This window comes from Streptomyces sp. HB132 (assembly GCF_016909575.1).
Taxonomy (GTDB): Bacteria; Actinomycetota; Actinomycetes; order Streptomycetales; family Streptomycetaceae; genus Streptomyces.
On the sequence record NZ_JAFBGA010000001.1, the window covers coordinates 150219 to 171762 of the forward strand.

A 21544-nucleotide genomic window follows, 5' to 3' on the forward strand; every position below is an offset into this window, starting at 1 on the left:
GGGCGATGACGTGTCTCACGGAAGACAGTTTCGCTCGCCGACCCCTAAAAGGTCTAGTCCACTAGCCCCGTTTGTTGAGCACCCATACAAAACGGTCCTGCTAGATTGCCGGGTTGGTGCACAGGTGGTGTAGACCTCCGTGTGCACGTGAGGCAGGATCGCGGGTCGTCGTCGGAGTGGTGACGTCCGCGCAGAGCGATTCGAAGGATGGACAGGGCTGTGCAGCGGCGCTTTGTGGGTCTGACCGCGGTAGTGGCCGCACTCGGTATGACGGCGGCGCTGTCGGGGTGCGGTTCGGACACCGGAGGCGGCGACGTCACCCTGCGGCTGGTCGCCGCCGACTACGGCACAGGTGCTGAGAACAGCTCCCAGAAGTACTGGGACGACGTCGCCGGGAAGTTCGAGAAGGCCAACCCCGGCATCGGCGTCGAGGTCAGCGTCTACTCCTGGAAGGACGTCGACCGCAAGGTCGCCGAGATGGTGAAGGCCGGCAAGGCCCCCGACATCGCGCAGATCGGGGCGTACGCCGACTACGCCGAGGCGGGCAAGCTCTACGCCGCCGACGAGATGATCGCCATCCGCACCGGTTCCAACTTCCTGCCCTCGCTCACCGACGCGGGCGAGGCCAACGGCAGTCTGTACGGCCTCCCGTTCGTGGCCAGCACCCGGCTGCTCTTCTACAACAAGGGCCTGTTCGCCAAGGCGGGCCTCGGGGCCCCGCAGACCTGGGACGACATCCAGAGCGACGCGGCCGCGCTCAAGCAGCGCGGCGTGACCTACCCCTTCGCCCTGCCGCTCGGCCAGGAGGAGTCCCAGGCCGAGACCCTGATGTGGCTGCTCAGCGGGGGCGGTGGCTACACGGACGAGGTCGGCAACTACGCCATCGACTCCCCGGCCAACGTGGCGACTTTCCAGTGGCTGAAGAACAACCTCGTCGGCAAGGGCCTCACCGGCCCCGTCGCCCCCGGGAAGCTCGACCGGGCGAAGGCCTTCGACGCGTTCACCAAGGGTGAGGTGGGCATGCTCAACGGCCACCCGACCCTGATGCAGGAGGCCGAGAAGAAGGGCGTCGAGGTCGGCATGGTCCCGCTCCCCGGGATCGAGGGACCCACCAAGGGCTCGATGGGCGTGGCCGACTGGATGATGGGCTTCAAGCAGAACGGACACCGGGCGGAGATAGGCAAGTTCCTCGACTTCGCCTACACGGACGAGAACGTGCTGGCCTTCGCCGACCAGTACGACCTGCTGCCCGTGACCAGCAGCGCGTCCGCCGCCATGGAGGCGGACAGCAAGCACAAGTCGCTGCACGAGTTCCTGTCCGCGCTGCCGAACTCGCAGCTCTACCCGTTCGGCAAGACGTCGTGGGCGCAGGCCAGCGAGACGATCAAGGAGAGGATCGGCTCCGCGGTCGAACCCGGCGGCAGCCCGGAGAGCGTGCTCGTGGAGATCGCCGCCCAGGCCAGGCAGGCGGAGAGCGCGGGCGTGGGAAGCAGGTAGGTAGGTTGGTTCATATGACCGCCGACCCCGCTGACCCGCTCTCCGTCCAGGAACGCGCGGTGCTGGCCCTGGAGCGGCGCTCCTGGGCCGGCCCCGGAGCCAAGGAACGGGCGGTCCGGGAAGAGCTTGGCATCTCACCGGTCCACTACTACCAGCTGCTCAACGCGCTCCTGGACGACCGCCGCGCGCTGGAGGAGGACCCGGTCACGGTGAACCGCCTGCGCCGGGTCCGGGAGGCGAGGCGCGGCCGCCGCTGAGGGATCGGCCGGCCACCGGCGCGGCTGGGTCCGGACCACGCCGCAGACCCCTGGTCACCGCTACGCTCGGACCATGGGTAACCCGGCACGCTCCCTCCCGACCCCGTCCACCCAGGCCGGCCGCGAAGGCCTCGCCGCACTCCTCGCCCGCCCCGCCCGCGCGGTCGTCGCGCTGGACTTCGACGGCACACTCGCCGACATCGTCCCGAACCCCGAGCAGTCCCGCGCCCACCCCTTTGTCGTCCCGGCGCTCTCCGCGCTCGCGCCCCGGGTCGCCGCCGTCGCCGTGATCACCGGACGCCCGGCGGACACCGCAGTGCGGTACGGCGGCTTCGCCGGAGCGCCGGGCCTGGACCACCTCGTCGTCCTCGGGCACTACGGCGCCGAACGCTGGGACGCCGCCACCGGGTCCGTCAGCGCCCCCGCCCCGGACCCCGGCGTCGAGGCCGTCCGGGCGGAGCTCCCCGCGGTACTGGAGGAGCTGGGTGCCGGTACGGACAGCGGCACCTGGATCGAGGAGAAGGGCGGGCGCGCCGTCGCCGTGCACACCCGTCGCGCAACCGACCCGCAGGCCGTGTTCGAGGCCCTGCGCGTCCCGCTGTCCGCCCTCGCCGCCCGCAACGGCCTGATCGTCGAACCGGGCCGCCTGGTGCTGGAGTTGCGGCCGCCGGGCATGGACAAGGGCGTGGCGCTGGAGGAGTACGTGAAGGAGGCCGGCGCCGAGGCGGTGCTCTACGCCGGCGACGACCTCGGCGACCTCGCCGCGTACGCCGCCGTGGAGAAGCTCCGTGCCCGGGGTGTGCCCGGACTGCTGGTGTGCAGCGGCACCGAGGTCCCCGAACTGGCCGAGCGGGCGGACGTGTTGCTGCCGGGTCCGGCAGCGGTGGCGGAGCTGCTCGGGGACCTGGCTGGGCAGCTCATCCCTTAGCCGGTGTCGTCGGTCGGCATGGCTCCGCCGCGGCGCCCCTAGCTCCGCAGCGCGTCCAGCTGGTCCAGGAACCAGCGCTGCGGCGGTAGCGCCGTCGCGGCGGTGGCCAGCCGCTTCGAGCGGGCGCCGCGCTCGTCGGGGTCCATCGTGAGCGCCTCGTGCAGCGCCGTCGCCGTGGCCGACACGTCGTACGGGTTGACCACGATCGCGTCCTCGCCCAGCTCCTCGTACGCCCCGGCCTCCCGGGAGAGCACGAGCGCGCAGCCGTGGTCCGAGACGACCGGGACCTCCTTGGCGACCAGGTTCATGCCGTCGCGGATCGGGTTGACCAGGGCCACGTCCGCCAGCCGGTACGCCGCCAGCGAGCGGGCGAAGTCGTCGTCGACCTGGAGCAGGACGGGGGTCCAGCCCTCCGTGCCGAAGTCCGCGTTGATCGTGTCGGCGACCCGCTGGACCTCCGCCGTGTAGTCGCGGTAGACAGCGAGGTCCTGCCGCGAGGGGTAGGCGAAGGCGATGTGCACCACGCGTTCCCGCCATTCGGGGCGCTCCTCCAGCAGCGCCCGGTAGGCGTGCAGCCCTCGGACGATGTTCTTGGAGAGCTCCGTGCGGTCCACCCGCACGATCGTGCGCCGGTCCGCGCCCACCTGCTCCCGCAGGACCTCCATGCGTTCGTCCACGTCCGTCTCGCGGGAGCGGCGGCGCAGGAAGTCCGCGTCGGCGCCCAGTCCGTGCACCCCGACGCGGGTGTGGCCGGTGCCGCCGAGGACCTCCGTGCAGCAGCCGATGAAGGCGTCCGCCCAGCGGCGCGTCAGGAAGGCGGCGCGGTCGGCACCCAGGATGCCCTTGAGCAGTTGTTCGCCGATGTCGTCGGGCAGCAGCCGGAAGTAGTCCACCGGCGCCCAGGGGGTGTGCGAGAAGTGCCCGATCCGCAGGTCGGGGCGAAGCTCGCGCAGTATGCCGGGGACCAGCGAGAGGTGGTAGTCCTGCACCAGGACGGCGGCGCCCTCGCCCGCCTCCTCGGCGAGGGCCTGGGCGAAGGCCCGGTTGTACGCCTCGTAGGAGGCCCACTGCCGGCGGAACTCCGCGTCGAAGACGGGCTCCACCGGGGTCTGGTAGATCATGTGGTGGACGAACCAGAGCACCGAGTTGGCGATGCCGTTGTACGCGTCGGCGTGGACGCCCGCGTCGATGTCGAGCATCCGGACGCCGGGCTCGGACACACCGCGCCGGACCGCCTCGCGGTCACCGTCGCTCAGTGCGGCGCACACCCACAGCTTGTCGTCGACGGCGCTGAGGCCGGAGACCAGCCCGCCCCCGCCGCGTTTCGAGTCGAGCGTGCCGTCCTCCCGCAGTGCGTACGACACCGGGCCGCGGTTGGACGCGACGAGGACCTGGGCAGCGTGCTCGGAGACCATGTACCCGAACCTAGCCCGTTCGGGAACCCTCCAAACGTGGAGCGAGGGCCGAGCCCGGCGCGAGGAACCGTTACGCCGCGTCGCGGGCCGCGTACTCCGCAACGTCCCGCATCGGTGGCCGTTCCTCGGTGTCCACCGCATGGGTGCGCGGGACGAACCCGTCGGGCCCGCGCTCGAACTGGGTGATCTCCGGCCGCACGAGGGGCCCGCGGGAGAGCCGCAGCTGCGCCGTGCGGTAGATCGTGGCCGCCATCCGGCCGAGGGCCTGGCCGTCCTGGTGGCGGTGCCTGCGCACGCCGACGTCGACCTGTGCCAGCGCGTCCAGGCCGACCGTGTGCAGCGCGTCGACGAGCAGTCCCAGCTCCACTCCGTAACCGACGGGGAAGGGGAGCCGCTCCAGCAGGGAGCGCCGCACCGCGTATTCGCCGCCGAGCGGCTGGACGAATCCGGCCAGCCGCGGCCAGTGCAGGTTGAGCAGCGGGCGGGCCACCAGTTCCGTCACCCGGCCGCCCTGTCCTGCGGTGTCGCCCAGCGGCCGGTCGTACATGGCCTTGACGAACTGCACCTGGGGGTCGGTCAGCAGCGGGCCGACGATCCCGGACACGAAGTCCGCGGAGAAGTCCTTCAGATCGGCGTCGACGAAGCAGACGATCTCCCCCGTGGTCACCAGCAGTGACCGCCAGAGGACCTCGCCCTTGCCGGGGAGGGCGGGGATCCTGGGGAGTATCGCGTCCCGGTGCACGACCCGGGCGCCGGCCCGCCGGGCCTCCTCGGCGGTCCCGTCGGTGGATCCGGAGTCGATCACCACCAGCTCGTCGACGAGCCTGACCTTCTCCATCAGCTCGCGGCGGATCTCCGCGACGATCGCGCCGACCGTCGCCTCCTCGTTCAGCGCGGGCAGGACGACGCTCACGCGCGAGCGGTGCGGATCCCTCGCCCGCGCGGCGGTGAGCCGGTCGAGCGGGCGGTCGGCAGCTGACCAGGAACGCCTGGTCAGCCAGCGTTCCACCTCTTCCAGCACGGTCGATACTCCCTGTATGTGATCCATCTCGCGGTTCGGACGACTATCTCAACCGTCCAGTGCTTCGGTTACAGTCTTGAACAACGCGGATGACCCTCGCATGTCGGGGTCGGTCCGCGAATAAACGCCCGGATCCATGGTCCGGTGCCATAGCGCTCATCCAGAGGGACTGAGGGAACGGCCCGTTGAAGTCCCGGCAACCCTCCTGCCGACCGCGAGGTCACGGTGGGGAAGGTGCCAATTCCGTCTTGCGGCGAAATACGTCGCGAGGAAGATGAGGAGAAAGGGCCTCCGCCATCATGGCCGTGCAGACAGTTGCAGAGAACACCGATTCTTCCGCCGTGGACCTCGGTCCCGCCGCTGCGCTTTCGTGCCGCGAATGCGGCGAGCGTTTCGAGCTCGGTCCCATTTTCGCCTGCGTGTCCTGTTTCGGGCCGCTCGAAGTGGCGTACGACCTGCCGAGCGGCTCCCCCGAAGAGCTGAAGAAGCGCATCGCCGAGGGCCCGGACAACATCTGGCGCTACGCGCCGCTGCTGCCCGTCCCCTCCGACGTCGCGGACAAGCCCAACATCAACCCCGGTTTCACGAAGCTGGTCAAGGCCGACAACCTCGCCCGTGAGCTGGGCGTGACCGGCGGCCTGTACGTCAAGGACGACTCCGGCAACCCGACGCACTCCTTCAAGGACCGTGTCGTCGCGATCGCCGTCGAGGCCGCCCGCGCCTTCGGGTTCACCACGCTCTCCTGCTCGTCCACCGGCAACCTCGCCGGTGCGGTGGGAGCCGCCGCCGCCCGCGCCGGCTTCCGCTCGTGCGTGTTCATCCCGCACGACCTGGAGCAGGGCAAGGTCGTCATGGCCGCGGTGTACGGCGGTGAACTGGTCGGCATCGAGGGCAACTACGACGACGTCAACCGCTTCTGCTCGGAGCTCATCGGCGACCCGCTCGGCGAGGGCTGGGGCTTCGTCAACGTCAATCTGCGGCCGTACTACGGCGAGGGCTCCAAGACCCTGGCGTACGAGATCTGCGAGCAGCTCGGCTGGCGGCTGCCCGACCAGCTCGTCATCCCGATCGCGTCCGGCTCGCAGCTCACGAAGATCGACAAGGGGCTGCAGGAGCTGATCAGGCTCGGCCTCGTCGAGGACAAGCCGTACAAGATCTTCGGTGCCCAGGCCGAGGGCTGCTCCCCGGTCTCCACCGCCTTCAAGGCCGGCCATGACGTGGTGCGCCCGCAGAAGCCGAAGACGATCGCCAAGTCCCTCGCGATCGGGAACCCGGCCGACGGCCCGTACGTCCTGGACATCGCCCGGCGCACCGGTGGCGCCGTGGAGGACGTGAACGACGAGCAGGTCGTCGACGCGATCAAGCTGCTGGCCCGCACCGAGGGCATCTTCGCGGAGACCGCGGGCGGGGTGACGGTCGGTGTGACGAAGAAGCTGATCGACGCCGGTCTGCTCGACCCGGCCCTGACGACCGTCGTCCTGAACACCGGCGACGGGCTGAAGACACTGGACGCGGTCGCTCCCACGACCGGCCTGTCGGCGACGATCCGGCCCAGCCTGGACGCGTTCCGCGACGCGGGCCTCGCCGCCGCCAACTGACCACCCGAGACCGAAGGAAGGCACGCACATGAGCGTCAAGGTCCGCATCCCCACCATCCTCCGCACCTACACGGGCGGTCAGGCCGAGGTCCCGGCGGAAGGGGCGGTCCTCTCCGAGGTCATCGCCTCCCTGGAGCAGAACCACCCGGGCATCGCGGCCCGCGTCCTGGACGACCAGGGCAAACTCCGACGCTTCGTCAACGTGTACGTGAACGACGACGACGTGCGCTTCGAGGGCGGCCTGGAAGCGGTCACCCCGGACGGCGCCGGCGTCTCGATCATCCCGGCCGTCGCCGGAGGCTGATCACCGCACGGTCGCGGGCCCGGCCGCCCGACCGCACTGCGTGAGCACAGTGGCCCTCTCCGCAAGAGAAGCGGAGGGGGCCATTCCGCATGGTTGAGCGCGGTACAGTTGGGGAAGCCACCGCCGCTTCCCGTGCCGCCCGCATATGAGAATGCGCCCGGCCGCGGCAAGAAGTAGCCAAAGTGTGTGTACCTCTTGAGGCATAAGTGGCCTTTGTCAGGCCCGACTTGCCCTGGAATCCAGCGAATTCGCCCCTTGCGTGCGGTCACCTGTGCCCAGATTTCTCGTCCGATTGACCTGTTGCAGAGGGCAGTTGGGCAGATACATTCGGCCGCGGTCGACGCGTTCCGGCGCACGCCACCCTCTCCTGTCGGAGGGTGACTTCTGACCCGGGCCCGCGAAGTGCGGTCTCGTGCAAGGGCCAGTAATAGGGGAGTTGGGCATGGCTCAGGGCACCGTCAAGTGGTTCAACGCGGAGAAGGGGTACGGCTTCATCGCGGTCGACGGTGGTGCGGATGTTTTCGTCCACTACAGCGCGATCCAGATGGACGGGTACCGCACCCTCGAAGAGGGTCAGCGAGTTGAATTCGAGATCTCGCAGGGTCAGAAGGGGCCGCAGGCGGACATGGTCAAGCTCGCCGTCGGCTGAGCTCGGCGCAGTCGGCCAACGACACCACTCGCGCACGTGAGGCCCGTACCCCCGCCGGGGTGCGGGCCTCACGTGCGTCCCCGCTCCCCCCGTCGCGGCACCTGGTGATCCCCCCGCTGTTGTCCACATCCCGAGGGGGACGCTTGCGCCCGCCCGTCGCCCGACCGACCACCACCCCTCAGCGAGCCTTCTTCGAAGGCGCTTGCACTCCAAGGGGTCGAGTGCTAATCATTGGCGTTAGCACTCTCCAGGTGAGAGTGACAGAAACTTGGACCGGGCCGGTGAGGCCCGCAGGCTCCGTGGGGCAAGGAACCACAGAGCACGCTGGCCGTCCGTCGCGGGCGCCTCTCGGTCCGGAGAAATCCACCCCTGTCCGGGAGGACCACTTCACATGGCCAAGATCATCGCGTTCGACGAGGAGGCACGGCGCGGTCTCGAGCGCGGGATGAACCAGCTCGCCGACGCCGTCAAGGTCACCCTCGGCCCCAAGGGCCGTAACGTCGTCCTCGAGAAGAAGTGGGGCGCGCCCACGATCACCAACGATGGTGTTTCCATCGCCAAGGAGATCGAGCTCGAGGACCCGTACGAGAAGATCGGTGCGGAGCTGGTCAAGGAGGTCGCCAAGAAGACGGACGACGTCGCCGGCGACGGTACGACCACCGCCACCGTTCTCGCCCAGGCGCTCGTCCGCGAGGGCCTGCGCAACGTCGCCGCGGGTGCCAACCCGATGGCTCTGAAGCGTGGCATCGAGAAGGCCGTCGAGGCCGTCTCCGCCGCTCTGCTGGAGCAGGCGAAGGACGTGGAGACCAAGGAGCAGATCGCTTCGACGGCTTCCATCTCCGCTGCCGACACCGAGATCGGCGCCAAGATCGCCGAGGCGATGGACAAGGTCGGCAAGGAAGGCGTCATCACCGTCGAGGAGTCCCAGACCTTCGGTCTGGAGCTCGAGCTCACCGAGGGTATGCGCTTCGACAAGGGCTACATCTCGGCGTACTTCGCCACCGACATGGAGCGTATGGAGACGTCGTTCGACGACCCGTACATCCTGATCGTCAACTCCAAGATCAGCAACGTGAAGGACCTCCTTCCGCTGCTCGAGAAGGTCATGCAGTCGGGTAAGCCCCTGCTGATCATCGCGGAGGACGTCGAGGGCGAGGCCCTGTCGACCCTGGTCGTCAACAAGATCCGTGGCACCTTCAAGTCCGTCGCCGTCAAGGCTCCGGGCTTCGGTGACCGCCGCAAGGCCATGCTCGGCGACATCGCCATCCTCACCGGTGGCACCGTCATCTCCGAGGAGGTCGGTCTCAAGCTGGAGAACGCCGGCGTCGACCTGCTCGGCACCGCACGCAAGGTCGTCATCACCAAGGACGAGACGACCATCGTCGACGGTGGCGGTGACAGCGACCAGGTCCAGGGTCGCGTCAAGCAGATCCGTGCCGAGATCGAGAACTCCGACTCGGACTACGACCGCGAGAAGCTCCAGGAGCGCCTCGCGAAGCTGGCCGGCGGCGTGGCCGTCATCAAGGCCGGCGCCGCCACCGAGGTGGAGCTCAAGGAGCGCAAGCACCGCATCGAGGACGCGGTGCGCAACGCCAAGGCCGCTGTCGAGGAGGGCATCGTCGCCGGTGGTGGCGTGGCTCTGCTCCAGGCCTCGGCCGTCTTCGAGAAGCTCGACCTGACCGGTGACGAGGCCACGGGCGCCAACGCCGTGAAGCTCGCGCTGGAGGCCCCGCTCAAGCAGATCGCCGTCAACGGTGGTCTCGAGGGTGGCGTCATCGTCGAGAAGGTGCGCAACCTGCCGATCGGTCACGGCCTGAACGCCGCGACCGGCGAGTACGTCGACATGATCGCCGAGGGCATCATCGACCCGGCGAAGGTCACGCGCTCCGCCCTGCAGAACGCCGCGTCCATCGCCGCGCTCTTCCTCACCACCGAGGCCGTCATCGCCGACAAGCCGGAGAAGGCCTCTGCGGCCGCTCCGGGCGGCATGCCGGGCGGTGACATGGACTTCTGATCCTCGGATCAGCAGTTCGAGCGGTACCCGCAGTATCCGTACGACGTCGGCCCCCGGGATTCCTTCCCGGGGGCCGGCGTCGTACGTGGTGGTGGGCATGGGCGGGTTCAGGTCCGGTGTCCGGTCCGCGGAAGAGTCAGGTCCGGCCCTCGCCGGACGGACCGGAGAACTCGACCTCGGCGATGGCCACCACTTGTCCGAGGACGCGGAGTGCGCCGGCTCGACGGTGAACCGCGCCCCGACGGCCTCGCCGTCGCCGAATGCGCGTCGCAGGCAGCCCGTGCCCTGGTCCGGGCGAGTCGGCGGGGCGCGGTGCTGCCGTCCAGCGTGATCGTCGACTCCACCCGGCGTGGAAGGGAGGCTTCGCCGATCGGAACGGGGCGCTTGGACAAGCCCGGAGTGGTTCTCACGTCCAGCACACGGGTCGACCGGTCGAGGCGGGCCTCGATCCAGTTGCCCTCGCCGTCCTGCGAAACACCGCGCACCCCGACCGGGACGCACTTCGCGATGTGGTCCCGAGTGGCTTGGACGCCCTCGGGGAGATATTTCACGCCCAGGACGAGCAGGGTGGTGACGACCGTGACCCGTGGGCCGATGCGGATCGACAGGCGCGTCGGGCGCGGGGCCGGTCGCCGGCCCACCGGATCTCGCGGGTGCGTCCTGTGAGGCGGTGCCACCGTGCGGCGCCACGTCGACACGTTCGGCCTGTGCCCCTCCTTCCGGCTGCCGACCCGGCCGGGGCGTTTCGGCTCCCACCGGGCCCGGGAACTGATGTGAGCGGTAAGTCCCCTGTCAGACCCGGCGCATAGCGTAGGCGGTGAGGGCACGCTGTGCGCCGGACAGCCCGCAGCACCGCCGATCCTGCTCACCGAGAGAGAAGTCCATTGAAGAGCCTGCCGCAGACGGACGACAGCCTGCTGATCCGCACCGACTATTCCGACCAGTCAGCTTGGGAAGCCCTCCACACGGCGATCACGACGCCGAACAGGGACGGCTTCCTCGCGAATGTGCACATAGTGGATGACCCTGACTACAGCGACCTGACGACCGAACAGGTCCTCGCGCTGGCCCTCGCCAGCGGTAACAGTGGTTCCCTGTTGATAGTGGCGGACACGACCTCCCTCTTCGCGCCTGAGATGCCGCTACTCGCTGTCCCGCCCTCCGACGAGGACGACGAGGACGACGAGGACTACGAGGACGACGAGGACGCGGAGCAGGAGCACGGCGAACTGCGAGTCACAGCCGCAGAACTGTGGTCGATCGAGAACAACATCGACCTCGGCAACATGGACTGGGAGGACTTCGTCAACGCGGCGGGCGACGACGGCGTCTTCCGGGGCTTCCGCTAGACGCGGTCCGGCCCCCGCCCGGTCCGCCGGTGCCTGTCCGCGCAGCGCCTGGTGTCCAGAAGCGAGGCGCGGACATCGGTACCGAGCCCTCGGACGGCGGCGGTGACCGTCATGCGGGGGATTCGAGGAGCGTGATGCGTACCGGTTGAACTCCTCGGCCACCGCTTCGTGTACGTACTTCCCGCCTGGAGTTACTTCCCTCGCAACCGCAGGATCTCACCCTCCAGGTGTCCGCGATCAAGGGGCAACGCCATCCCGGTTCCCACCCTCGACCACCTGCGCCCAGAACATTCGGCCGACTTCGCACCAGCCGTCCTGAACGCACGGCAGCGTGTTGGACAGTTGACGAAGCCGCATAAGGAAACTACTTTCCTTACAGGAAACAGGGCCAGGTGTGCCCCTCCCTCGACTCATGGAGGTATCGATGTCTGAGCATCCGAACCCGACACCGGACGAGGCCGCACGTACTCTGCGGGATGTCGAGCAGCGCCGGATACAGGCTGCCGAGGGCAGCGGGGGTGCGAGGTGGGTGTACGTCGTCCTCGGTCTGGCGGCCTTCCTGCTGCTGGCCGCGCCCGACTGGGTCGGCGATGACGCGCAGGCCTGGGTGTCCATCGGATACGCGGTGCTTGCGGTGGCCTACGTCATGCTGTTGCGCACGCGGAGGGGCTCGGCTCTGCTTGGCCACCGCACAGGCCGGCGCAAGGAGGAACTGGACGGGGCGTTCCTGCGTCGGAGGCGGCTCACACTGCTCGCGGTCATCGCGCTCGGTCTGGTGGTCTCGGTGCTGGGATCCCGCGTATCGCTCGACGTGCCGTACTGGCGCTCCGGTGTCGGGGCACTGCTGGGTGCCGCCGTGATCTTCCTGGGGCCGGTATGGGACCAGGCGGTGAGGACCCGCGCGGTGCGTGGCGCGCAATCGGTGACGGAGGAGCCAGGTGCCGCGCGCTGAATTCGATTCGGTGCTTCTCGACTCCACACGGCTGACCATCGTGTCACTGCTGGCAGGCACCCAGTGGGCGGAGTGGTCCTGGGTCAGAGAGGCGGCGGAGGTCTCGGCCTCCGCCCTCTCGAAGCAGGTCAGCACTCTGGAGGGCCACGGCTACGTCGACGTCAAGAAGGGCTACGTCGGCAAGCGCCCCCGCACCTGGGTGGCCCTGAGTGAGGCCGGGCGCGCCGCACTGGAGAAACACGCCGCGGCCCTGCAGCAGATCGTGGACTCGTCCCGCCGTGCGACGGGGCAACAGTCGAGCGCGGAGCAACCGCAGGACCCGTGACGGATTCGCCTGCGTGAGCGGCCACCCTGATCCTGTGCGTGTTCGGCGGCTCGGCACGGACAGCGGCCCGCACCACATGCCCGCCCGCGTGACTGGAGTGGAGCAGGTCAGCCAGGCGCCCGCCGGGGCTCGACGCGGGAAGGCATCCGTCAGATCGCCCCGCCTCCTGCCCGCCCGCATCGACGACCCCCGGCGTGGTCCTAGGCGAGCTTGAGGCCGGTGACGAATGTGGCCCAAGCGGCGCTCCGGAACACGAGCGCCGGGCCGTCGGTGAGCTTGGAGTCGCGGACGGGGACGAGGCCGGGGTTGCCGTCGGCTACTTCCACGCAGTTCCCCCCGTCTCCACCGCTGTATGAGGACTTGTGCCAGATGGCTGTAGCCAGGTCGTGGTCAGAGCTGCTGATCTTCATGGACGCAATCCTCCGCCGCTGACTCGATCAAGGCCAGTGATGCTTCCGGTGACAGGGCGCCGGCACTCAGCAGATGGTAAGTCAGTTCGTACCGGGCGACACCTGCGGGATCGTCCTGAAGTCGCCCCGTGCCCAGGCCGTCCACGTATGCGAGCGGGGGTGCGTCAGGGAACGACATCAGCTTCAAGCTTCCGTCCAGGGCGGCATGTGCGCCTGCGGAGAACGGCAGAACTTGGATGATCAGCCGGTGCCGCCTGGCCAGTTCGGCCACATGCCGCAGAGCCTCCGCCATCACAGGCGGTCCGCCCACCTGACGACGTAGAACCGCCTCGTCCAACACGACCCACAACAGAGGCGTAGTTGGATCGGTCAGTAACCGTGCCCGTTCCAGTCGCACCGACACGAGTTCATCGATCACTTCCTCCGCAGCAGTCGGCTGATATGCCCGGAACACCGCTCGGGCATACGCCTCCGTCTGAAGTAGCCCAGGAATCAGGAGGGGTGCGTATTCGCGGATCGTGGTCGCCAGACGCTCCGCCTCCGCCGCCTCCGCGAAGTGGTCCGGGTACTTCGACTGCTTCAGTGCGACGCAGTTCCGAGCGAAGAAGCCGCCCCCGCCCAGCACTTCGTCCAGCCTCTGGGCCTGGTCGGCCTGCATCCGTCGCGTACCCGCCTCCAGTTGTCCGATGAAGGATCCGCTGACGAACAGGGGCGCTCCCAGGTCGTCCTGCGAAAGGCCCGCGGCCTCCCTGCGGTGGCGGAGTTCGGCGCCCAGGAGGGCCCGGGGCGACGAGGACGGGTCGAGCTTCTTCGGTCCGGGCAAGGCGACTCCCTGAGCACACGTGCGGGTGTTGGACCAGCACCTCTTCCACGGTAGCGAGGAATTGGCCACGCTGAGTATGCATAGCAACTACTCAGCGTGGAAATGGGGAAGATCATGACGACGGCTACGGAACGGCGCGAAGAGGCAGCGGGCAGAGTGCGGGCGGCAGAGGACGCGGTGGCACGGCTGCGGGCAGGGCTCGCGGGGGTCGGCGTGAAGCTGCCGTCGCTGCGGATCGACCCGGTGTCGTGCGCGGGCGACGAGCCGGCAGCGCTGGTGGACCTCGGCCGGTGCTCGATCGAGACGGCGCTGCGGCTGAGCGAGCGACTCGAAGCGAAGGCCGCACATGACAGTTGAAGGACTGGAGCCGTGTATGCCGGAGCCCGGGACGTTCGCGGTCGACGGCCGGGACGGCCGGGTGGGCCGGGTGATGGGCCGCGTCGGGCCGTATCTGCAGCTGCGTCCGCCGGGCGGCGGCGCGGAGTGGGACTGCCCGCCGGAAGCCGTCCGGCCGGCTCCACCGGGGCTCGTGCTGCGGGCCCGGGTGACGGAGATCAACCGCGAGGGACGACTGCCGTCATGAGCGTGAAGCGTCTGCCGTGAGGGTCGTCCGGGCGGTCACGCCCGGGTGACCGACGTGCCCGCCGCCTGCCGCTCCCCGGTCCCGGCGAGTCGCTTGTGGAGTATCACCAGGGTGGTCTGCGCCAACGGAAGGAGCAGGGCGCCGGTGAGCAGCAGGGCGATGGCGATCGGGGCGAGGACCCCGGCCACGTAGGCGGCGTAGGTGTTGTCCGGGCCCCACTCCAGGAACAGGGAGGCAGCCCCGGGGCGCGTCGGCCGGGCGGCGGCCTGGAGCAGTACGTACAGGCCGACGGTGAGTCCGCCCAGGGGCAGTGCGACGGCCAGGGTGCGCAAACAGGAGACGGCCCGGCCCCAGGTCAGCGACCAGGAGCGACACAACGCGGCCAGGGGGCCGAGGCCTTCGTTCGCGGAGGCCGCCGGGGCCAGGGCCCAGCCGAACCGGAGCAGCAGCGTGAGGGCCAGGCCCAGCAGGGGCGGGCCGTAGGTCAGCAGGGGGTTCAGGTTGGGGTACTCCCACAGCGGGACGATCGCGGTGTACTCCCTGAACGTGGTGGTGGTGAAGTACTCCTCGACCAGGACGCCGAGCACCAAAGGGGTCCACACGAACACCCCGCGCAGCACGTACACCCCGAGGACCGTACGGAAACGGCCACGCGGGCCGCTCTCTCCCGTTTCGGCAGCGGCTCGGGCGCACGCCGTCTGGAGGGCGGTGCATGCCAGGTGCAGCAGCAGGATCAGGAACGGCAGGCAGGCGAGCAGGATGAGCCACATCGTGTTCACGCGGGTGCCTTCGGGCGCGTAGGAGTCCTCGTAGATACGGGCCTGTGTCGCGCCCAGGCGAATCTCGGTGAACTCGGGCCAGGCGGCGACGAAGCCCACGACGGTCAGCAGTAGTCCGCCCAGGGCGGCCAGACCGGTGACGAGGGCCGCTCGGCCGTGGAGGCTGCGTCCGTCACGGCGCATGACGGCGAGCGCCGTGCGGGCGATACCGCGTCGCGAGCCGTCGGCCTCCTTCGCCTGCCGCTCCTCGCCCGGGGCCGCTCGGTGGGCGTTGCCGCCACTCGCCTGGCCGTTCGTCATGTCTACCGCCTCTCTCTGTCCGGGGGACGCTGCCCAGTGCTCGAAGATCAACGTCTCAGGGGAGAGATGTGTGAGAACGGGCGGCCGGTTCCTCGGGCACGACGAGCGCGGGGACACCTGTGGAGAGGTCCCTGGGGGCGTCACACGATCGTGGGACGTTGGATGGGAGCGGCGGACCGCCGCGAACAAGTCGATCCACGCTTCCGCGTACGGCCACAGGAGGAGGGACCTGCGATGACCGCCGCGATGGTCGAAAGCGATCAGGGCTCTGAAGGCCGCCCGTGGGACTACCTGCTGCGCACATGGCAGGAACTGGACGTGCCCGAGGGGTGGCGCGCCGAGATCGACGAAAGCCAGATCGCCTTGGTACCGCCGCCTCATGCGCACCACAACGGCATCGCCGCGAAGGTGCAGCGAAGGCTCTACACGAATCTGCCGGAGGAACTGGAGATCCAGCAGACGCTCGGTGTCCACGTCGCGCCTCTCGACAAGCTGTACGTCTTGGACCTCGTCGTGATGCCGCAGAACTGATCGAGGCCGCCGACCCGGAGACCAGTGCCCCGATGGATGCGTCGGAGGCCTTGCTGATCGTCGAGATCACCTCCAGGGGGAACGCCCGGGAGGACAGGACGAAGAACTACCGTGCCTACGCGCGCGCCGGGGTCCGCATGTATCTGCTGCTGGACAGGTTCGACACCCGTGGGGCGATGGCGACGCTGTTCACCGAGCCGAACGAGGACGGAACGTACAAGCGTTCCGACCCCGTGCCCTTCGGGAAGCCGCTGCTGCTGCCCGCGCCCTTCGACGTCACCCTGCCCACGGACGGCTTCCCGGTCTGAACCTTGCCGCCCTGGGCGGTCGGAATCTGAGGCAGGGCCTTCGCGCACCCGACAGCGGGGCCGGCCCTCTGAAGAGCCGGCCCCGCCTCCGAACGTGTGCGTCCGGATCAGTTGAGGCGGTAGCCGTCGTAGTAGCTGCCGATCTGGGCGTGATAGCCCGGGTCGTTCGCGTGCTTGTGCTTGTCGAACTCCGGGGAGTCCTTGATCTGGTCCTTGGTCAGGTCGACGAATATCTTCTTGTGCTCGGTGTCGATCCCCCTGACCGTCCCTGCCGGGAGCAGGACTTCCTTGCCGAAGATCCAGACACCGGTGTCGACGACGAGATGGGCGGAGCCCACGTCGTCGGAGTGCTTGTCGACCTTGCCGATGCTTCCGTCCGTCGCCTCGACCGTGAATCCGGTCAGGTCGGCGCCCGCGGTGTGGCCGCTCGTAGGCTGGTAGCCCCACAGGTTGTCGCTCATTCTTCGGCTCCCTCCTTGGCGATTGATTCCGCGCGGCGATTCTCATCGGGATGAAGATGAGTGCCGCTCAGTAATTCGGCTGCCCCTACATTTCCGGTCCACACCCACGGAATCCCGATAACACGCGAAAATGCGGGTGGCTCAAGACCATCAGGTCTTGAGCCACCCGCATAAATGCTGGTCAGGGTCTTCTACCAGCGATACCACCGGCCGCGCTTACCGCCGCCGGCCGCCGGGCGCACGAAGAATCCGATCAGCCAGACCACGAGCACGATCACCGCGATCCACCACAGTGCCTTGAGTGCGAAACCGGCACCGAAAAGGATCAGGGCGAGCAGAAGAACGAGAAGCAGGGGAACCATTGTTATCAACCTCCGGAGCAGCGTGTGCCCGGCGATGCATTGCCTACACACACGTGTTCCTACGGAAAATTTCCTGGGCTCCCCGTGACCGCTCGCGGCCCCGCGGACGAGCGTGCGGCGCGTTCAGACTCCGGCGGGTTCCTTCGGCTGGGTGTCGCCCGAGCCCGAGGGGGAGGCCGGGCCGGTGGCCGCGACCGTGGAGGCGGCCGGTTCCTGGCTGACGTTGAACTCCGCCAGCAGGGCCTTGCTGAAGCCGAAGAAGTACGTGGCGACGAACCCCGCGACATAGCCGACGAGCAGGCCGCCCGCGTAGATCGCGATCGTGGAGCCGAGGCCGTGGTTGCCGTCCAGGAGGGGGAACAGCGCCCAGCCGGAAGGGCCGATGGCCGTCGAGCCGACCGAGTCGCCGAGCTGGTTGAAGAGGCCGACGAAGCCGCCGCCGAAGGCGCCGCCCACACAGGCCGTGACGAACGGGCGGCCCAGCGGGAGCGAGACACCGTAGATCAGGGGCTCACCCACGCCCAGCAGACCTGCGGGCATGGCGGACCTGATGGTCTTGCGGATCGACTCGTTCCGGGGGAGACGGAGGTACACGGCCGCTGCCGCGCCGACCTGGCCGGCTCCGGCCATCGCGAGGATCGGGAGCAGGACCGTGAAGCCCTGCTGCTCGATCAGAGTGGTGTGGATCGGGATCAGGGCCTGGTGCAGGCCCAGCATCACCAGCGGCAGGAAGAAGCCGCCGAGCAGGAAGCCGGCACCCGCGCCGCCGGTGGAGAGCAGCCAGTCCGCGAACGTGCCGATGGCGGAGGAGACCTCGCCGGCCACGTACATCAGGCCGAAGATCGTGACGAGGCCGGAGATCAGCACCGTGAGTGTCGGGGTGACCAGGACGTCCAGTGCCTCGGGCACCCAGCGGCGGCACCACTTCTCGACGTACACCGCGAGGACCGCCGCGCCGAGGGCGCCGAGGACGCCGCCCTGGCCGGGGGAGAGGGTCTGGCCGAAGGCGTCGATGTTCGCGACGCCGGGGAAGACGATGATCGCCGCGACCGCGCCGCCGAGGATCGGCGTGCCGCCGAACTCCTTCGCCGTGTTGTAGCCGACGAAGACCGCGATCAGGGCCATGAAGCCCGAGGCCATCGCGGCCAGGGCGGGGGTGACCGAGGTCAGCCAGCCGAGGTTCACCAGCAGGCCGTTGAGGCCGGCGATGATGCCGCAGCCGATCAGGGCGGGGATCAGCGGGACGAAGATGTTCGCGATCTTGCGCAGGAACAGCTTGAACGGGGTGGCGTTCTTCGTCTTCCGCTGCGCCTTGAGGGCCGCGCCCTTGTCGGCCAGCTCCTCCGCCGTGTGCGTGGGTGCGGGCGTCCCGGACGCCCGGCCGTCCTCGACCAGTTGCTCGAACTCGGGGGTGACCCGGGCGACGGTGCCTGGGCCGAGGACGATCTGGTAGGTGTCGTCCTCGACCACGCCCATCACGGCGGGGACCGCCTTGAGGGCCTCGTCGTCGACGAGGGAGCGGTCGTGCAGGCCCAGCCGGAGCCGGGTCATGCAGTGGGCGATCGAGCTGACGTTCGCAGCGCCACCGACGAGCGGCAGGATCGCGGCGGCAGTGGCGCGGTTCTTGTCTTCAGTAGCCATGGTGCGTGGTGCCTTGCTGTGCGGGGGTGTGGTGCGTCAGGTGGTGCGGACGGCCGCGAGGGCCGCGCGGAGGTGGCCGTCGGACTCGGCCAGGAGGGTGGCGGCGGCAGGTCCGTCGACCCCGCCGAGGATGGTGAGGATGGCGTTCTTCACCTCGCCGTCGGTGGCGGCGAGGGCCGCCTCGATCTCCTGGTCACCGGCGCCGGTGGCGAGGGAGACGATGCGGCGGGAGCGGGCGCGCAGCTTCTCGTTGGAGGCGCGCACGTCGACCATCAGGTTCCCGTAGGTCTTGCCGAGCCGGATCATCGTGATCGTCGACAGCATGTTGAGGACGAGCTTCTGGGCCGTGCCCGCCTTGAGACGGGTCGAGCCGGTGAGCAGCTCGGCGCCGACGACGATCTCCAGGCCGTGTTCGGCTGCCGCGGCGAGCGCCGAGTCCGCGTTGCAGGAGAGACCGAGGGTGAGCGCACCCTTGGCGCGGGCGTGTTCGACGGCGCCGATGGCGTACGGGGTACGGCCCGAGGCGGAGATGCCGACCACGGTGTCGTCGGCGGTGAGGCCCAGACCGTCGAGGTCGGCGGCGGCCAGCTCCTTGCTGTCCTCGGCGCCCTCGACGGCCTTGACCATGGCGGAGGGGCCGCCCGCGATCAGGCCGAGGACCTCGGACGGGTCGGTGTTGAAGGTGGGCGGGCACTCGCTGGCGTCGAGCACACCGAGACGGCCGGCGGTGCCGGCGCCCGCGTAGATCAGCCGGCCGCCGCGCGCCATGCGCTCGGCAGTGGCGTCGATCGCGGCGGCGATCTGCGGCAGCTTCTCGGCTACCGCGGCGGGGACGGTGGCGTCCTCGCCGTTCATGATGCGGGCTATCTCCTGCGTCGGCAGCTGGTCGATCTCGGCGAGCTCCGGCCGGAACGCCTCCGTGGTGAGGGTGGCGAGCTGGGCGCGCAGTTCGCCGTAGCCGTCGGGTACGGGGGTGTCTGCGTTCGCGTCGGTGGTGGAGGTCATGAACAGCGCTCTGCTTTCTCGTTCTGGTTCGGATCGCGGGGTGCGGGTGCTGCAGGTCAGCGGCTGCGTGGCGTGTGGCGGTGGGCGAGCGCCTCGTAGGAGGCGGACAGTGCGGGCGCGGCCGTCTCGTACGTTCGTTGGGCGACCCCTATGAACAGGCAGTCGACGACGAGGAGCTGACTGGTGCGGCTCGACATGGCGGCGGGCCGCAGCTCGCTCTCCCGCGCTGTGGAGGTGGTCAGCACGTGGTCCGCGTACTGCGAGACGGGGCCGTCGGGGCGGCCTGTGATCGCGACAGTCGTCGCGCCCCGGTCGAAGGCGACCCGGAGCGGCTCTATGACGTCACCCGTGGAGCCGGAGTGGGTGATCGCGATGGCCACGTCGCCGGGGCGCAGCTGCACGGCGTTGGTCACGGCCAGGTGCGGGTCCATGTGGGCGTGGGCTATCAGGCCGATCCGGAGCAGCTTCTGCGCCAGGTCCTGGCCGACGAGGGAGGACGCCCCGACGCCGTAGATGTCGATGCGGCGGGCGGTCGCCGCGGCCGCCACGGCGGCCCCGAGCTGCACCGTGTCGAGACCGGCGGCCGTGTCGGCGAGGGTCTGCTGCTCGTCGTAGGCGAGCTTCGTGACGACGTCCGCGATGGAGTCGTCGACCGCGATGTCGGCGGTGACGGCGGGTGCCCGGCCCGACTGCTGGTGGGCCGCGAGGCCGGCGAGCGCGAGACGGAGGTCCCGGTAGCCCGGGTAGCCGAGGAGGCGGGCCGTGCGGACGACCGTCGCCTCACTGGTGCCGGTGAGTTCGGCGAGACCGGTGACGGTGAGGGCGGCACACCCGGCCGGGTCCCCGGCGACGGCTTCGGCGACCCGCTGCATGGAACGGGTCATGGACGGAGCCAGGGTCCGCACCTTCGCCGCGAGGGCCGCAGGGGCGGGCGGGGAATCCGGATTGAAACTTTCCTTCACGTCATTGGTCACATTTGAAAGATATTTTCACGGGCGAATCCCGTCAACCCCCCTTTGGTCCCTACCTCTGAAGGATCGCTCTCCGCCGTACGTACGGCGGGGGACAATGAGGCCATGGAGTTGAACAGCCTGGAACAGGAGCTGCACACCGCGCGTGCGCTGGTGATGGCCGACCTCGTCGCGGGCGATGTGGCGGAAGCCGGGATCGTCTCGATGGTCGAGGACGCGATAGCCCACCGGAGGTGGTGGGTCGAGCAGTGGCCCGAGGGTGTGTCCTTCGTCACGGGGCTCGTCGCGCAGGACGTCCAGGACGCTCTCCTGGAGCAGCACGGGCGCTGGCCGTTGTGCCCGGTGTGCACGGACGAGGGACCGCACGCCCTCGACGTCGAGCCGGAGCTCGGACCCGACCCGCACTGGGTCTGCACGAAGGCGACGGTGGCCGTCGCGCGGGTGGGATCGCTCTCCGAGGTGCTCGGCCGGTGACCGTCTACATCGACCCGCCGACCTGGCCGGGGCACGGCCGCCTGTGGTCGCACCTGGTCAGTGATGTGTCGTTCGAGGAACTGCACGCCTTCGCCGCCACGATCGGCTGCCCGCCCCGCGCCTTCGAGCGCGACCACTACGACGTGCCCGAGGCGCATTACGCGGACGCGGTGCGCGCCGGGGCGCGGGAGGTCGGGTCGAAGGAGATCGTGCGCCGCCTCACCGAGGCGGGGCTCCGGCGGCCGAAGGGGCGCCCCGCCCTCTGAGCCGCCGCCCCGTCGGTGTTCCTCCACTCGGCTCGTCGTCGTACGTGCTGATCATGTGGACGACGGCCTCGTCGGGCAGGGGCCGGGGCCGGGCGAGGACGGCCGTCCGAGGTCCCTCGGCAAGGTGGGCTCGGACGAACCACTCGGGATCGTCCGACAGCCGTGCCCGCTGGGCCGGATCGGCATGGGGGTTACGGGCGAAGAAGCCGCGGGTGCGGGTGTCGGGGTGCTCGATCACCGCGTCGACGACGACGGCGTCGGGCAGGGTCCGGTCCCGGCACAGCACCATCCGTAAGGCCGCCGGGTCGTCGGCGAGCAGCC

Annotated in this window: 25 protein-coding genes, 1 pseudogene and 1 riboswitch; of the genes and pseudogenes, 15 read left to right on the plus strand and 11 right to left on the minus strand. The window is 69.4% G+C overall.

The annotated features are described in order from the left end of the window. Positions 1–207: 207 nt before the first annotated feature. The 3 genes from JOC24_RS00785 to otsB all read left to right on the plus strand — a co-directional run bounded on the left by JOC24_RS00785 (position 208) and on the right by otsB (position 2682). Positions 208–1497 (plus strand): ABC transporter substrate-binding protein, encoded by a 1290-nt coding sequence (locus JOC24_RS00785; protein ID WP_205018124.1) that lies wholly within the window; start codon positions 208–210, stop codon positions 1495–1497. Between the two features lie 14 nt (positions 1498–1511). Beyond that, positions 1512–1754 (plus strand): DUF3263 domain-containing protein, encoded by a 243-nt coding sequence (locus JOC24_RS00790; RefSeq protein ID WP_205018125.1) that lies wholly within the window; start codon positions 1512–1514, stop codon positions 1752–1754. A gap of 73 nt (positions 1755–1827) precedes the next feature. Continuing rightward, positions 1828–2682 (plus strand): trehalose-phosphatase, encoded by an 855-nt coding sequence (gene otsB, locus JOC24_RS00795; protein WP_205018126.1) that lies wholly within the window; start codon positions 1828–1830, stop codon positions 2680–2682. Positions 2683–2720: 38 nt separating this feature from the next. Here the strand turns inward: otsB and JOC24_RS00800 are convergent, their stop codons facing one another. After that, the gene (locus tag JOC24_RS00800; RefSeq protein ID WP_205018127.1) at positions 2721–4097 is read right to left on the minus strand and encodes an alpha,alpha-trehalose-phosphate synthase (UDP-forming); all 1377 of its coding nucleotides are present in this window, start codon (positions 4095–4097) and stop codon (positions 2721–2723) included. A gap of 70 nt (positions 4098–4167) precedes the next feature. Next, on the minus strand, positions 4168–5118 hold the full coding sequence (locus tag JOC24_RS00805; protein WP_205018733.1) for a glucosyl-3-phosphoglycerate synthase: 951 nt from the start codon (positions 5116–5118) through the stop codon (positions 4168–4170). Between the two features lie 153 nt (positions 5119–5271). After that, positions 5272–5399, plus strand: a riboswitch (SAM riboswitch). An 18-nt stretch (positions 5400–5417) separates the two neighbouring features. Here JOC24_RS00805 and thrC point away from each other — a divergent pair. The 7 genes from thrC (at position 5418) to JOC24_RS00840 (ending at position 12309) form a co-directional block, all read left to right on the plus strand. Beyond that, positions 5418–6716 carry a threonine synthase gene (gene thrC, locus JOC24_RS00810; protein WP_205018128.1) on the plus strand — a complete coding sequence of 433 codons (1299 nt, stop codon included), beginning with the start codon at positions 5418–5420 and terminating at the stop codon, positions 6714–6716. 28 nt (positions 6717–6744) lie between these two features. Further along, positions 6745–7020 (plus strand): MoaD/ThiS family protein, encoded by a 276-nt coding sequence (locus JOC24_RS00815; RefSeq protein WP_205018129.1) that lies wholly within the window; start codon positions 6745–6747, stop codon positions 7018–7020. A gap of 442 nt (positions 7021–7462) precedes the next feature. After that, a complete protein-coding gene (locus JOC24_RS00820; RefSeq protein WP_003967346.1) occupies positions 7463–7669 on the plus strand; it encodes a cold-shock protein in 207 nt (68 codons plus the stop codon). A 391-nt stretch (positions 7670–8060) separates the two neighbouring features. Further along, a complete protein-coding gene (groL, locus tag JOC24_RS00825) occupies positions 8061–9683 on the plus strand; it encodes a chaperonin GroEL (RefSeq protein WP_033297197.1) in 1623 nt (540 codons plus the stop codon). Positions 9684–10567: 884 nt separating this feature from the next. Beyond that, positions 10568–11032 carry a DUF6924 domain-containing protein gene (locus JOC24_RS00830; protein ID WP_205018130.1) on the plus strand — a complete coding sequence of 155 codons (465 nt, stop codon included), beginning with the start codon at positions 10568–10570 and terminating at the stop codon, positions 11030–11032. Between the two features lie 424 nt (positions 11033–11456). Beyond that, entirely contained in the window at positions 11457–11984 is a 528-nt protein-coding gene (locus tag JOC24_RS00835) for a hypothetical protein (protein WP_205018131.1), read from the plus strand. Next, entirely contained in the window at positions 11971–12309 is a 339-nt protein-coding gene (locus JOC24_RS00840) for a transcriptional regulator (protein ID WP_205018132.1), read from the plus strand. The genes JOC24_RS00835 and JOC24_RS00840 overlap by 14 nt, the downstream gene beginning before the upstream one ends. Positions 12310–12509: 200 nt before the next feature. Here the strand turns inward: JOC24_RS00840 and JOC24_RS00845 are convergent, their stop codons facing one another. Both JOC24_RS00845 and JOC24_RS00850 read right to left on the minus strand, forming a co-directional pair. Then, positions 12510–12719 carry a DUF397 domain-containing protein gene (locus tag JOC24_RS00845; RefSeq protein ID WP_205018133.1) on the minus strand — a complete coding sequence of 70 codons (210 nt, stop codon included), beginning with the start codon at positions 12717–12719 and terminating at the stop codon, positions 12510–12512. Then, positions 12700–13542: a helix-turn-helix domain-containing protein gene (locus tag JOC24_RS00850; protein WP_205018134.1), complete on the minus strand. Its 843-nt coding sequence runs from the start codon at positions 13540–13542 to the stop codon at positions 12700–12702. Before JOC24_RS00850 ends, JOC24_RS00845 begins: the two co-directional genes overlap by 20 nt. A 114-nt stretch (positions 13543–13656) precedes the next feature. On the opposite strand from JOC24_RS00850, the gene JOC24_RS00855 reads away from it, so the two are divergent. Next, positions 13657–13899, plus strand: a complete 243-nt coding sequence (locus tag JOC24_RS00855) for a hypothetical protein (protein ID WP_205018135.1) — start codon at positions 13657–13659, stop codon at positions 13897–13899. A 16-nt stretch (positions 13900–13915) separates the two neighbouring features. Then, complete coding sequence (locus JOC24_RS00860) at positions 13916–14125, plus strand: hypothetical protein (protein ID WP_374104464.1); 210 nt, start codon at positions 13916–13918, stop codon at positions 14123–14125. Positions 14126–14160: 35 nt separating this feature from the next. Here the strand turns inward: JOC24_RS00860 and JOC24_RS00865 are convergent, their stop codons facing one another. After that, positions 14161–15204, minus strand: a complete 1044-nt coding sequence (locus tag JOC24_RS00865) for a hypothetical protein (RefSeq protein WP_205018137.1) — start codon at positions 15202–15204, stop codon at positions 14161–14163. A gap of 234 nt (positions 15205–15438) precedes the next feature. Here JOC24_RS00865 and JOC24_RS00870 point away from each other — a divergent pair. Beyond that, a pseudogene (locus JOC24_RS00870) lies at positions 15439–16043 on the plus strand (Uma2 family endonuclease). A gap of 107 nt (positions 16044–16150) precedes the next feature. On the opposite strand, the gene JOC24_RS00875 reads toward JOC24_RS00870, so the two are convergent. The 5 genes from JOC24_RS00875 to JOC24_RS00895 form a co-directional block, all read right to left on the minus strand. Next, positions 16151–16504 (minus strand): PRC-barrel domain-containing protein, encoded by a 354-nt coding sequence (locus JOC24_RS00875; RefSeq protein ID WP_205018138.1) that lies wholly within the window; start codon positions 16502–16504, stop codon positions 16151–16153. A 191-nt stretch (positions 16505–16695) separates the two neighbouring features. Next, the gene (locus JOC24_RS00880) at positions 16696–16866 is read right to left on the minus strand and encodes a hypothetical protein (RefSeq protein WP_031093367.1); all 171 of its coding nucleotides are present in this window, start codon (positions 16864–16866) and stop codon (positions 16696–16698) included. 123 nt (positions 16867–16989) lie between these two features. Further along, positions 16990–18507: a PTS transporter subunit EIIC gene (locus JOC24_RS00885; protein WP_205018139.1), complete on the minus strand. Its 1518-nt coding sequence runs from the start codon at positions 18505–18507 to the stop codon at positions 16990–16992. Between the two features lie 36 nt (positions 18508–18543). After that, positions 18544–19512 (minus strand): N-acetylmuramic acid 6-phosphate etherase, encoded by a 969-nt coding sequence (murQ, locus tag JOC24_RS00890; RefSeq protein WP_205018140.1) that lies wholly within the window; start codon positions 19510–19512, stop codon positions 18544–18546. Positions 19513–19568: 56 nt separating this feature from the next. Continuing rightward, entirely contained in the window at positions 19569–20486 is a 918-nt protein-coding gene (locus JOC24_RS00895) for a MurR/RpiR family transcriptional regulator (protein ID WP_205018141.1), read from the minus strand. A gap of 102 nt (positions 20487–20588) precedes the next feature. On the opposite strand from JOC24_RS00895, the gene JOC24_RS00900 reads away from it, so the two are divergent. Both JOC24_RS00900 and JOC24_RS00905 read left to right on the plus strand, forming a co-directional pair. Further along, positions 20589–20957 carry a hypothetical protein gene (locus tag JOC24_RS00900; RefSeq protein ID WP_205018142.1) on the plus strand — a complete coding sequence of 123 codons (369 nt, stop codon included), beginning with the start codon at positions 20589–20591 and terminating at the stop codon, positions 20955–20957. Then, positions 20954–21223: a DUF4031 domain-containing protein gene (locus JOC24_RS00905; protein WP_205018143.1), complete on the plus strand. Its 270-nt coding sequence runs from the start codon at positions 20954–20956 to the stop codon at positions 21221–21223. The genes JOC24_RS00900 and JOC24_RS00905 overlap by 4 nt, the downstream gene beginning before the upstream one ends. Here the strand turns inward: JOC24_RS00905 and JOC24_RS00910 are convergent. Continuing rightward, positions 21177–21512, minus strand: coding sequence for a hypothetical protein (locus JOC24_RS00910; protein WP_239579332.1), 336 nt, complete (start codon positions 21510–21512; stop codon positions 21177–21179). The two genes, JOC24_RS00905 and JOC24_RS00910, sit on opposite strands and share 47 nt — an antisense overlap. Between the last annotated feature and the right edge of the window lie 32 nt (positions 21513–21544).